The 11703-nt window shown below is 60.5% G+C and carries 15 protein-coding genes and 1 tRNA gene; 5 read left to right on the top strand and 11 right to left on the bottom strand.

Going from position 1 to position 11703, the window contains the following annotated elements; genetic code table 11:
* Positions 1 to 32 precede the first annotated feature (32 nt).
* Positions 33 to 323, top strand: a complete 291-nt coding sequence (locus HX818_RS12220; RefSeq protein WP_177020182.1) for a type II toxin-antitoxin system ParD family antitoxin — start codon at positions 33 to 35, stop codon at positions 321 to 323.
* A 2-nt stretch (positions 324 to 325) separates the two neighbouring features.
* Positions 326 to 682 carry a type II toxin-antitoxin system RelE/ParE family toxin gene (locus tag HX818_RS12215; RefSeq protein WP_177020181.1) on the top strand — a complete coding sequence of 119 codons (357 nt, stop codon included), beginning with the start codon at positions 326 to 328 and terminating at the stop codon, positions 680 to 682.
* Positions 683 to 883: 201 nt separating this feature from the next.
* Here HX818_RS12215 and HX818_RS12210 read toward each other — a convergent pair whose 3' ends face one another.
* The 6 genes from HX818_RS12210 to HX818_RS12185 form a co-directional block, all read right to left on the bottom strand.
* A complete protein-coding gene (locus tag HX818_RS12210) occupies positions 884 to 1183 on the bottom strand; it encodes an Arm DNA-binding domain-containing protein (protein ID WP_177020180.1) in 300 nt (99 codons plus the stop codon).
* Between the two features lie 225 nt (positions 1184 to 1408).
* Positions 1409 to 1484: transfer RNA gene (locus HX818_RS12205), tRNA-Gly, on the bottom strand.
* Between the two features lie 63 nt (positions 1485 to 1547).
* Positions 1548 to 2108: a CDP-diacylglycerol--glycerol-3-phosphate 3-phosphatidyltransferase gene (pgsA, locus tag HX818_RS12200; RefSeq protein WP_003208929.1), complete on the bottom strand. Its 561-nt coding sequence runs from the start codon at positions 2106 to 2108 to the stop codon at positions 1548 to 1550.
* Positions 2109 to 2140: 32 nt separating this feature from the next.
* Positions 2141 to 3979, bottom strand: coding sequence for an excinuclease ABC subunit UvrC (gene uvrC, locus HX818_RS12195; protein WP_218173899.1), 1839 nt, complete (start codon positions 3977 to 3979; stop codon positions 2141 to 2143).
* Between the two features lies 1 nt (position 3980).
* Entirely contained in the window at positions 3981 to 4622 is a 642-nt protein-coding gene (gene uvrY, locus HX818_RS12190; protein ID WP_008436066.1) for a UvrY/SirA/GacA family response regulator transcription factor, read from the bottom strand.
* 151 nt (positions 4623 to 4773) lie between these two features.
* Positions 4774 to 5139, bottom strand: a complete 366-nt coding sequence (locus tag HX818_RS12185; protein ID WP_032899473.1) for a helix-turn-helix domain-containing protein — start codon at positions 5137 to 5139, stop codon at positions 4774 to 4776.
* Between the two features lie 81 nt (positions 5140 to 5220).
* Between HX818_RS12185 and HX818_RS12180 the strand changes: the two genes are divergently transcribed.
* Positions 5221 to 5460 (top strand): DNA-binding protein, encoded by a 240-nt coding sequence (locus HX818_RS12180; protein WP_008436063.1) that lies wholly within the window; start codon positions 5221 to 5223, stop codon positions 5458 to 5460.
* A 64-nt stretch (positions 5461 to 5524) separates the two neighbouring features.
* On the opposite strand, the gene HX818_RS12175 is transcribed toward HX818_RS12180, so the two are convergent.
* Both HX818_RS12175 and HX818_RS12170 read right to left on the bottom strand, forming a co-directional pair.
* Complete coding sequence (locus tag HX818_RS12175; protein WP_177020179.1) at positions 5525 to 5959, bottom strand: GNAT family N-acetyltransferase; 435 nt, start codon at positions 5957 to 5959, stop codon at positions 5525 to 5527.
* A gap of 13 nt (positions 5960 to 5972) precedes the next feature.
* Entirely contained in the window at positions 5973 to 6725 is a 753-nt protein-coding gene (locus HX818_RS12170) for a carbon-nitrogen hydrolase family protein (RefSeq protein ID WP_177020178.1), read from the bottom strand.
* A gap of 145 nt (positions 6726 to 6870) precedes the next feature.
* On the opposite strand from HX818_RS12170, the gene HX818_RS31220 reads away from it, so the two are divergent.
* Together HX818_RS31220 and HX818_RS12165 are read left to right on the top strand one after the other, a co-directional pair.
* Positions 6871 to 7005, top strand: coding sequence for a hypothetical protein (locus HX818_RS31220; protein WP_256346355.1), 135 nt, complete (start codon positions 6871 to 6873; stop codon positions 7003 to 7005).
* A 338-nt stretch (positions 7006 to 7343) separates the two neighbouring features.
* Complete coding sequence (locus HX818_RS12165) at positions 7344 to 8420, top strand: 3-deoxy-7-phosphoheptulonate synthase (protein WP_008436060.1); 1077 nt, start codon at positions 7344 to 7346, stop codon at positions 8418 to 8420.
* Positions 8421 to 8544: 124 nt separating this feature from the next.
* Here HX818_RS12165 and HX818_RS12160 read toward each other — a convergent pair whose 3' ends face one another.
* From HX818_RS12160 to HX818_RS12150, 3 genes are read right to left on the bottom strand one after another with little or no spacing between them, the layout of a single operon-like run.
* Entirely contained in the window at positions 8545 to 9243 is a 699-nt protein-coding gene (locus tag HX818_RS12160) for an NAD(P)H-dependent oxidoreductase (RefSeq protein WP_177020177.1), read from the bottom strand.
* Between the two features lie 9 nt (positions 9244 to 9252).
* Positions 9253 to 10872: an ABC transporter ATP-binding protein gene (locus HX818_RS12155; RefSeq protein WP_177020176.1), complete on the bottom strand. Its 1620-nt coding sequence runs from the start codon at positions 10870 to 10872 to the stop codon at positions 9253 to 9255.
* 2 nt (positions 10873 to 10874) lie between these two features.
* Positions 10875 to 11702, bottom strand: coding sequence for an ABC transporter permease (locus tag HX818_RS12150; RefSeq protein ID WP_087694880.1), 828 nt, complete (start codon positions 11700 to 11702; stop codon positions 10875 to 10877).
* Position 11703 lies beyond the last annotated feature (1 nt).

Raw genomic sequence — 11703 nt, 5'->3', positions numbered from 1 at the left:
AAGAATCTGTTTGACCAAAGCTGGAGCTATCTATGGCGACGCGAAACGTTGTGCTCACCCCTCACCAGGAACAGGTTATCCATGACTTGGTCCAGTCCGGTCGTTATCAAAATGCCAGCGAAGTGATGCGAGAAGGTTTGCGCCTATTGGAACAGCGCGTCGCAGAAGACACCGCCAAAATTGAGGCCCTGCGTCAGGCGACCTCGATCGGCATCATGGACCTTGAGCACGTGCGCTTTACTCAGTTAAACGAAGGAGAACTGGAGCACTACCTCGAGGGCTTGAGCCTGGAGGCAACCCTCCCTGCGCGCGAGAAACATTGAGCATGCCGCAGTATCGGATTTCCAACGCGGCGCGCGCCGACATTGTCGACATACTCGGGCTCTCCCAGACGCAGTTCGGCGATCAAGCACGCCAGCGCTACCAGGCGCTAATCCTCTCGGCGCTGCAAGCGATTGCCGACACGCCTTATCGCATTGGCAGCCACGAACGCGATGAGCTGGCACCGGGCCTTCGCAGCTATCACCTCACCTATTCACGCCAGCAGGCCAAACACCCCCATGGCGCGGTCAAAAGCCCACGCCATGTCGTGTTTTATCGTGTAGCAAGCGACGACGTGATCGAGGTCGTCCGGCTCCTGCATGACGCCATGGAAGTGCAATTGCACTTGCCTACTGACTGATCCTGGCCCAACGGCTTAGCTGGCCATGAACAGCGAAGGTCAGGCGCCCGCCTCTACATGCAACTTGAGCGCCCTCGCTGCCAGCCGACTCGGTGGCCACTTGAAGCGGGAGGTTCTGGGCCCGACCGGATTATCGAGGCCCACGACCAGAAGCACGATGCTCAACGTTGCGTGCCACTTTCAATGCTGAACAACCGCTGCTTAAGCATTTTCCGCAACCAGGCGCCTAGCATTACGCTCCAGCCGCCGATAGATACGCGGATCGATGCCCCTAGCGACCAATGCCCTCGCAACATCCCGCAGAGCGCGAGCATCTCGTAGGCTAATTTCAGGATAGGTACCGAGAGAAATACGGGGTTGCTTATCCGCCCAGGAAAAGCGGAAGTGCCAGCACTTGGCGCCTTTCGTATTCACGAAAAGAGCGAGGCTGTTGTAGTCAGGGAGGGTGTAGTCCTTGGCACGGGGTTTGGCGTATCGGACCGCGGTATCGGTGAGAGCCATCGTACAATCTCCGTCTCGTTTGAATAGAGGAGATTTGTACGGTTTCCAGCGAAGCGAGGCCCACGAAAAAGTGATCTACCAAGCGCCTGATTAATGTACTAAACAATGTACTAAAAAACCGTGGCTCGTAGTGTTTTCGAGTGGAACTTACTGGAATGAAAAAAGAGGCCGAAGCCTCTTTTTTCAATTTCTGCAGACTTCAATAGAAGCCTGTAGAACAATAATTGGAGCGGGAAACGAGACTCGAACTCGCGACCCCGACCTTGGCAAGGTCGTGCTCTACCAACTGAGCTATTCCCGCGTCTTGGTGATGCGCATTCTATAGAATCCTCATCACCCGTCAACCCCTTGATTCAAAAAAGTTTTATTTCTTTTCAACCTCGGTGCGCAGATGCGGCCAGGCGGCGCGCAAATATTGCAGCATGGACCACAAGGTCAGGCCCGCGGCGATCAGCAGCAAGGCGTAGCCCAGCAATACCCAGAAGGAGAAATCCGACGGGTTGGCCAGCAGGATCACCAGGGCAAGCATCTGCGCCGCGGTTTTCCATTTGCCCATGTTGGACACGGCCACGTGGGCTCGGGCACCGATTTCGGCCATCCACTCCCGCAGGGCGGAGACCACGATCTCGCGACCGATGATCACGGCCGCCGGCAACGTCAGCCAGAGGTTGCCGTGTTCCTGCACCAGCAGCACCAGGGCGACCGCTACCATCAGTTTGTCGGCCACCGGGTCCAGGAACGCGCCAAACGGCGTGCTCTGTTCCAGGCGACGGGCCAGGTAACCGTCCAGCCAGTCGGTGGCGGCTGCGAAGGCAAACACCGAACTGGATGCCATGTAGCTCCATTCGTACGGCAGGTAAAACAGCAATATGAAAATCGGTATGAGCAGGACGCGTAGTACGGTGATCAGATTAGGGATATTCATCGGCACAACTGGCTACGAGGTGAGAAGGCATTCTACTCGCTGTGCAGATTTGCATAAATCAACTCTGCGAGCTTTTTACTGATACCGGGAGCTTTGGCTATTTCTTCGATGCTGGCACGGGACAGCTCCTGCAAGCCACCAAAATGTTTTAACAAGTCCCGCCGCCGTGTCGGCCCGACCCCTGCCACCCCTTCCAGGGTTGAGGTACGCCGGGTTTTGCCACGTCGGGCACGGTGGCCGGTGATGGCGAAACGGTGGGCTTCGTCGCGGATCTGCTGGATAAGGTGCAGCGCCGGGGAGTCGCCCTTCAAGGTGAACTCATGGGCTGCATCATTCAAGTACAAGGTTTCAAAACCGGCCTTGCGGGTGGCACCCTTGGCCACGCCGAGCAGGATCAGGTCGGGTACCGCCAGTTCGTTGAGCACGTCGCGGGCCATGGACAGTTGGCCCTTGCCACCATCCACCAGCAGGATATCCGGCAGCTTGCCCTCGCCGTCCTTCAGTTTGCTGAAGCGGCGGGTCAGGGCCTGGTGCATGGCGGCGTAGTCATCGCCCGGGGTGACGCCTTCGATGTTGTAGCGCCGGTAATCGGACTTGATCGGCCCTTCCGGCCCGAACACCACGCAGGAAGCCACGGTAGCCTCGCCGCTGGAGTGGCTGATGTCGTAGCACTCGAGGCGCTGGGGCGGTTCGTCAAGGTTGAGGACTTCGGCCAAGGCGTCAAACCGCGCGGCGACATGCTGCCGGTTGGCCAAGCGTGCACCCAAGGCCTGTTCGGCGTTGGTCACGGCCAACTGCTGCCAGCGCGCACGGGTGCCGCGCACGCGGTGGCTGATGTCCAGCTCGCGGCCACGCAGTTCGTGAATCGCTTCGATCAGCGCCGGGAAGTCCTCGTGCACCACGTTGACGATCAGTTCGCTCGGCAGGTCGCGCTCGGGGCTGCTGACGTAGTACTGGCCGAGGAACGCCGCCATGACTTCGGCGACCTCCTCTTCTATACCGGTCTGGGGGAAGAAGTTCTTGCTGCCCAGCACCCGGCCGCCGCGCACGCTGATCAGGTGCACACAGGCGCCGCCCGGGTTGACGAAGGCGGCGATGACGTCGACGTCACCGGTGCCGCCTTCCATGCTCTGCTGGTCCTGTACGCGGCGCAGCAGGGAGATCTGGTCGCGTAGCTCTGCGGCGCGCTCGAAATCCAGGGTGCTGGCCGCTTGCTCCATGGCGCCGGACAGTTCATCGGCCAGGGCATTGCTGCGGCCTTCGAGGAACATCACCGAGTGACGCACGTCCTCGGCATATTCCGCAGGCTCAACCAGGCCCACGCACGGCGCCTTGCAGCGCTTGATCTGGTACTGCAGGCACGGGCGGTTGCGGTTCTTATAGAAACTGTCTTCGCACTGGCGCACGAAAAACGCCTTTTGCAGCAGGCTCAGGCTTTCGCGGATGGCGCCGGCGCTGGGGTAAGGCCCGAAGTACTTGCCCTTCTGCTTCTTGGCGCCGCGATGGATGCTCAGACGCGGAAAGTCGCCGTCCGAGAGAAACACGTACGGGTAGGACTTATCGTCACGCAGCAGGATGTTGTAGGGCGGCCGCCATTCCTTGATCAGCGTCTGCTCAAGCAGCAGCGCCTCGGTTTCATTGGCGGTGATGGTGGTTTCCACCTGGGCGATACGCGCCACCAGCGCCGCGGTCTTCGGCGCCAGGCCCGTCTTGCGGAAGTAACTCGCCAGGCGGCTTTTCAGGTTCTTGGCTTTACCGACGTAGAGCAGGCGCGCTTCGCTGTCGAACATGCGATACACGCCGGGACGGCCACTGCAGGTTGCAAGGAACGCACTCGGATCGAACAGCACTTTAATTTCAGAGGCTGTCATTTCAGGCGCTGGCGTCTACCATGCCGTGGCGTACCGCCAGCAGGGTCAATTCAACATCACTGCTGATGGAAAGCTTTTCGAAAATCCGATAACGGTAGGTGTTCACGGTTTTCGGCGACAGGCACAGCTTGTCGGAAATCGACTGGACTTTTTGACAGCCGACAATCATCAGGGCGATCTGAATTTCCCGCTCCGACAGCGCATCGAACGGCGAGTCGCTGGTGGGCTGAAACGACTTGATCGCCAACTGCTGGGCAATCTGCGGGCTGATGTAGCGTTGGCCGGCGAATACCAGGCGGATAGCCTGGACCATCTCGGCCAATCCCGCGCCCTTTGTCAGATAGCCGGCAGCGCCCGCCTGTAGAAGCCGTGTAGGAAAAGGATCTTCCTCGCACACGGTCACTACCACGACTTTGATATCCGGATGGCTGCGCAACAACTTCGTAGTGGCGCCAAGACCGCCGATCCCGGGCATCTTGACGTCCATCAAAACCACATCGGGCTTCAACTCCCGGGCCTTGATCAGGGATTCCTCCCCTGACTCGGCCTGGCCGACTACTTGCAGGCCATCGATGTCAGCCAGCATTCGTGTAATGCCTGTACGAACGAGATCATGGTCATCGACTACTAGCACCCTAATCAAGCAGACACCTCGCGATATGGTCTTATAGGTTGCTGAACACCTTAGCAAAAAACCACGGCGCAGACCTAGCTGCAAGCGTCATATATATAGAGTTTCAATGCACAACGGGCCGCCGCCGAATGGCGGACGGCTCAATTTCCTGGGTAAAAGGTCAGGAATCCGGGGCCGATGACCGGTTTTTTCCATTGGTGGTGAGTGAATGCTCGGCCAGGGTAGAAGTCAGGCGATGGATTGCGTCCTGGTCTTCCTTGAACATCGCACGGTAGTTCCCCAGCACTTTCTCCTCGACCTGGCTCAGGTTTTCAAGTTGGGTCGGCGTTGGATTGCCGGTCAACACGTACAGGATATCGACACCTCTTTCTGCCACGCGGGACAAGTAATCAGCCTTTGGCGCGCGTCCGCCATTTTCATATTTACCCTGTGCGTTCGCCTCTACACCTCCTATTTCACCAAAAGTTTTCTGCGACAGGCCAAGCCGCTCTCTTTCTTGCCTTAACCGGAAACCGATTCCACTCATTTGGATGTATGATCCTATTTGGCACACCCCTAGAGGTGACACACTCATCTCGTTTTACACAAACTTGAACGGTTTTGAACTATGCCCGGTATTCGCACTGCTGCACAAGCCAAGGCCTGGCTGGAACATCAAGGTAAGTCTGTTCAAGCGTTCGCCCGGGAACATGGCGTGGACCCGGCAACCACTTATCAAGTGCTCGCTGGGCGCAAAAAGGGACGGCGTGGAGAAGCCCACAAGGTCGCGGTCCTGTTGGGCATGAAGGACGGGATCATCCCGGTTGAGGGCGAAACCGTGAGACAAGAGCAGGAAGTCATTTCTTGAAGTGAGTATGCGCTTATTAAAACCAAGTGCCTGTTTTCCTCGAACTGGCAGTACTCGCACCCGATCACGGCCGGCAATTGCGCTCCATGCGCCAGAAGCAATCCTCCGCCCCAACGATTTCCAGGCCCTTGCGCTGATAGAGCCTTCGCGCCGGGTTGGTCTTGAAAACGGTCAACCGTAAAAGACCCAGCCCTTCCGCGCGCGCCTTGTACACCATCTGCTCGATAACCCAGCCGCCAGCCCCTTGATGACGAAACGCCTCAAGGATGTGCAGCTCGCGGATATACAGTGCCTTGGGGTCACGACTGATGCTGATGAAACCCAGCACCTCGTTATCGCGACAGATCAGCCAGTTTTCTCGTCCGGCCCAGGCGGTATCGAAACCGGCATCGGACCACGACAAGTCGTATTGGCGATAATAATTACCCATGGCCTGGTGGGTCAGGGTCCGGGCGAAGGCCAGGTGTTGGCTGGTCGCGGCCTGCAGTTGAAACGCCATGTGCCTGAACTCCCTAGATTGCCACCTGTTCTCCCTGCCACTGGCCGCCGGTGTCGCGTCGTGCAATCACCAGCGTATCGCCTACACCCGGGCTAGCCGCGATCAAACCACCGTCGGCGCCCCAGATTGCGCTGCGCCCGGCGCAGGCCCAGCCACCGGATGGGCCACCGTGGTTGGCCATCAGCACCAGCATCCGGTGCTCGGCGGCATAGCCCTGTAGCAAGGCGGTGTCCGGCGCGTAGCCGCCTTCGCTGATCAGCACACCCGCAGCGTAGATGTTCGCCCCGTCCTCGGCAGCCTGTCGAGGGTGGCTGGCGTGGGAAAAATCCGCGCATACCGCCAGGGCGATCCGGTCGTCCCCCCATTCAAGGGCCGCCCCGCCCTGCCCCGCAGCAAACGCCACGTCTTCACCGGGATGCAGATGCTGCTTGGTATAGACCGCCACCGAGCCATCCGGCCCCAGCACCAGCGCACCGATCAACACCTCACTGGCGCCCCCCAGGCGAATCGGCATGCCCACCACCGCGGTGATGCACAACTCACAGGCCATCTCCCGCAGCGGCGCGAGCGCTTCATCGCCGGGCGCGATCGCCAGCCCGGCAGCCAGTGACGGTTCATAGCCGGTCAGGGACAGTTCCGGAAACACCAGCAATTGCACACCATGCTCTGCCGCCGTGCGCATGAATGCCAGGTGACGCGCGATATTTCCGGGTACGTCGCCCGCAATGGAAATGGATTGGGCAGCAGCAATCGTCAAGGCCGTCATGGTCGCATCCAGGCAATCATCGTGAAGTCCGTGCAGCATATCGACACTAGGGTCATAGCCGTAAGTACCCACACTCAATAGAAATTACTGATTGAATCCACCCGCTCGCCTCAGTTAAGCTCCCCCCATCATTTGGAGACACACCATGTTGCAACTCACCCACACTCAGGTTTGCCCTGCTGCCAGCGCCCAGCGCTCGGTCGTGGCTGCCCGCGTGAGCGATTTGAGCGCACTGGTCAGCTTTTATTTTGGGTATTGGTTTAGCCACTGGCGCGCCTGATACCTGAAATCGGCGCCCACTACTCAAGGGGTCGCCTACCAGAGAAATCTAACCCCCGGTCGGCTCCCCGACCGGGGGTTTTGTTTTTTCAGCCCTTATTATTTTTGCCACACACCGAACACTTAAAGGACTCACGCCATGAACTACGCCACCTATTACCGCTACGACACCTCCACCGCCTGGCGATTTAGCAAGCTCCGTTCGGGACAGCCTGCCGCCTCCGATCGGTCACCTATTGGTGGCAAGCCAACACACGTAGCCAATACGGCCAATTGTCGAACACCCCAGTAGGGCAGAGCGTGCGGGAACAGCCCGCCGCTTGCCCAGGAAGCCCGAATATGAACGCCTCGATCGCCGCTCTGCCTGTTTCCACCCTGTCCTGCGCCAATGAAGCGCTGACCCAGCGTTTGCCCAGTGCCCTTGAGCTCAAGCACCAACTGCCCCTGAGCCCATTCCTCAACGAACAGATCCACGCCCATCGCCAAGCCGTGCGCGCCATTCTCCAGGGCGAAGACTCACGCCTGCTGGTGATCGTCGGCCCGTGCTCGATCCACGACCCGGAATCGGCCATGGAATACGCACGCAACCTGAAAAAACTGGCCCATGAAGTCAGTGACCAGATGCTGCTGGTGATCCGCGCCTACGTCGAAAAACCCCGCACCACCATCGGTTGGAAAGGCCTGGCCTACGACCCGCGACTGGATGGCAGCGACGACATGGCCGCGGGCCTGACCCTGTCCCGGGAACTGATGCGGGAAATGCTGCGCCTGGGCCTGCCGGTCGCCACCGAGCTGCTGCAACCGATGGCTGCCGGCTACTTCGATGACCTGTTGAGCTGGGTCGCCATTGGCGCGCGCACCACCGAATCGCAGATTCATCGCGAAATGGCCAGCGGCCTCGGCATGCCCGTCGGCTTCAAGAACGGCACCGACGGCGGCGTGGCCATCGCCTGTGACGCCATGCGCTCCGCCGCTCACCCGCACCGTCACTTCGGTGTCGACAGCCAGGGCCATCCGGCGATCATCCAGACCCCGGGCAACCCCGACACTCACCTCGTGTTGCGTGGCGGCCATCGTGGGCCGAACTACGATCGCCAGAGCGTGGCCCAGGTTCACGCCGACCTTGCCAAGAGCAAAGTCGCGCCGCGGATCATGGTCGACTGCAGCCACGCCAACAGCGGCAAAGACCCGCTGCGCCAACCGGCGGTGTTCAACGACGTGCTGGAGCAGCGCCTGCAGGGCGACACGTCGCTGATCGGCATGATGATCGAGAGCCATCTGTTCGAAGGCTGCCAGCCATTGAGCCCGTCGATGAAATACGGCGTGTCGATCACCGATGGCTGCCTGGGCTGGGACGGCACGGAACAGCTGCTGCGCAGCGCTGCCGAGCGGTTGCGGGTACACAATCGCGCCTGACAATGAAGATCAAATGTGGGAGCGGGCTTGCTCGCGAATGCGGTGGTTCAGCCAGCACATGCATCAACTGGCGCGCCGCTTTCGCGAGCAAGCCCGCTCCCACACTGGATCTTCATTCACTTGACTAAAGTGGATAAAGAGCCTCATCAAACTGCGCCAACTTCGGAAACACCAACGGCTGGTCATCCGCCAGCCCTTCCAATCGCTGCTGGTAACTGTGCAGGAAAGTCTGCCGGGCCTCGGCGCTGATATACGGCACATGCCACGCCACAAACGGCTCCAGCACCTCAAACCCGACATACGCCAGCGTGCCACGCAGGATCGGCCGCAGCATGTCCTCCAACGGCCCGTGAATCGCACCCTCGCCAAACATATGCTCGCGCCCGCCGAGGGTCACCGTGACCAGCGCTTTCTTGCCGGCGAGCCCGCCCTGATCATAGAACCGCTTGCCGCCGTAGCACACGCCCGACACCAGAACCCGGTCAATCCAGCCCTTGAGCATCGCGGGCGCCGAGAACCAGAAGATCGGGAAATTGAGGATCAGCAGATCGGCCCACAGCAGCTTGTCCAACTCCTGCTGGATATCCGCCGCGATGGATTGGCTTTTCACCCCCAGGCGCTGCTCCAGGGCATACACCAGGTAGTCGGGGTTCTCCCGCGAGGTGAAGTCCGAGGCGCTGGCTACGGGATTCCAGTTCATCGCGTACAAATCACTGACCTGCACCTCATGCCCCTGCGCTTGCAGGGTAGCCGTGGCCTGGTCACGCAAGGCCGCGGTAAACGACTGCGGCTCGGGATGGGCGTGGACAATCAACACCTTCATAAAAACTCCTCAAGAAGTAAGCGCGGCCCGTTTGGCCAGCAAATGGTCGAGCCAGTCGGGGTCCATTTCCGGCTCCGATGAAAACAGCAAGCCGGTGTAGTCCTGATACGGCGGGGTGAAGATCGCGCTGCGGCTGCCCTGGTCCACCACCCTGCCCCGCTGCATCACCACCACTTCGTCGGCGATGGCGCGCACCGTGGCCACGTCATGGGTGATAAACAGGTAGGCCACGCCCAACTGCTGCTGAATGCGGTTGAGCAGTTTCAGCACGCCCTCGGCCACTAACTGATCCAGGGCCGAGGTCACTTCGTCGCAGATGATCAATTGTGGGTCGGCCGCCAGGGCGCGAGCGATGCAGATACGTTGCTTCTGGCCGCCGGACAGCTCACGGGGCTGACGCTCCATGAAGGTGGCCGGGTCCAGCTCGATCATCTCCAGCAACTCGGCGACTCGGGCGCGCATGGCCTTGCCCTTGAGGCCGAGGTAGAAGGTCAGTGGCCGGCCAATGATGTCGACGATGCGCTGGCGCGGGTTCAGCGCGGTATCGGGGATCTGGTAGATCATCTGGATCCGTCGCAACTGCTCCTTGCTGCGCCGGCGAAAGTCCGCCGGCAACGCTTCACCGTCATACAGCACCTGCCCCGCCGTAGCCGGCAGCAACCCCGTAATCAAGCGTGCGGTGGAGCTTTTGCCGCTGCCGGACTCACCGATCACCGCCAACGTCTGGCCGCGATGCAAGCTCATCGACACGTCATGCAGCACCGGCTGATGCCCGTAGCTGGCGCACACCTGACGCACTTCCAGCAACGGCACCTGCTGCTGCGGGCAAGCCTTGGGCTCGGTGCGAAAGCTGCGCACCGCCCACAGGGACTTGGTGTAGTCCTGCTGCGGTGCGCTGAGCATGGTGCGGGTCTCGGCCTCCTCCACCAGCTTGCCGTGGCGCAGCACCATGATGCGGTCGGCCATCTGCGCGACCACTGCCAGGTCATGGCTGATATACAGCGCGGCACTGCCGAAGGTTTTCACCGCATCGCGAATCGCCGCCAGCACTTCGATCTGGGTGGTGACGTCGAGGGCGGTGGTGGGTTCGTCGAAGATGATCAGGTCCGGGTGACAGGCCATCGCCATGGCGGTCATCACCCGTTGCAGTTGCCCGCCGGAGACCTGATGCGGATAACGCTGGCCGATGGTTTCCGGATTGGGCAGGCGCAGCACGCGGTACAACTCCACCGCCTCGCGTTCAGCCTGGGCGCGGCTGATGCCACCGTTGATCACGGCGGTTTCCACATGCTGGTCAATCAGCCGATGGGCCGGGTTGAACGACGCGGCAGCGGATTGCGCTACGTAGGCAATCCGCAGTCCTCGCAGCTTGCGCAAGGCTTCGGGTTTGGCCTGCAACAGTTGAATGCCGTCAAAGCACACCGAGCCACCGGTGATGCGACAACCATCGCGGGCAAAACCCATGGCCGCCAGGCCCAACGTTGATTTACCCGCGCCAGACTCACCAATCAGCCCCAGTACCTCACCCCGTTGCAACGTCAGGTCGATACCCTTGATCAACGGATGCCAGGCGTCTTCGTAATGCCCTTCAATCTGCAGGTTGCGGATTTCCAGCAATGGCTTGTCCATCCTCAACACTCCTTCAGGCCGCTGGATTTATGCAGCATCCAGTCGACGACAAAATTCACGCTGACGGTGATCAACGCCACTGCCAGCGCCGGCAGCAACGGGCTGATGTCACCGAAGGTGATCAGCACCGCGTTGTCGCGGACCATGCTGCCCCAATCGGCGGTGGGCGGTTGAATGCCCAGGCCAAGGAACGACAGCGCGCTGATAAACAAAAACACGAAGCAAAAGCGCAGGCCGAACTCGGCAATCAGCGGCGCGGCGGCGTTGGGCAGCACTTCCCGGGTGACCAGCCACCAGAGCCCTTCCCCACGCAAGCGCGCGGCTTCGACAAAATCCTGCACCACCACGGTCATCGCCACAGCCCGGGACAGCCGAAACACCCGGGTCGAATCCAGCAGTGCAATCACCAGCACCAGCGAGGTGGCATTGGTGCCCACCACGCTGAGGATCAGCAAGGCGAAGATCAGTTGCGGGATCGCCATCAGGATATCCACCACCCGCGACAATCCCTGGTCGACCCAGCCGCCCTTGATCGCGGCTATCAAGCCGCTCAAACCGCCCAGCAAAAACGCCAGCACCGTGGTCAAAAAAGCGATGCCCAGGGTGTTGCGCGCGCCATACACCAGGCGGCTGAACATGTCCCGCCCGAGGTTATCGGTGCCCAGCAGGAATTGGCCGCTCCAGGGCGCAAACCCGTCGCCCACCACCTGGGTTTCGCCATAGGGCGCGAGCAGCGGTGCAAACAACGCCACCAGCACGTACAGCACGATGACCAGCAGGCCGAACTTCGCGCTCAATGGCGCCCGGGCCAGTTGTGTGAGAAGGCTCATG

It is taken from the genome of Pseudomonas sp. F9001 (assembly GCF_013385435.1).
In the GTDB taxonomy this organism is placed as follows: Bacteria; Pseudomonadota; Gammaproteobacteria; order Pseudomonadales; family Pseudomonadaceae; genus Aquipseudomonas.
The sequence above is the reverse complement of the archived record's forward strand: the minus strand, read 5'-3'. Positions and strand labels throughout refer to the sequence as shown.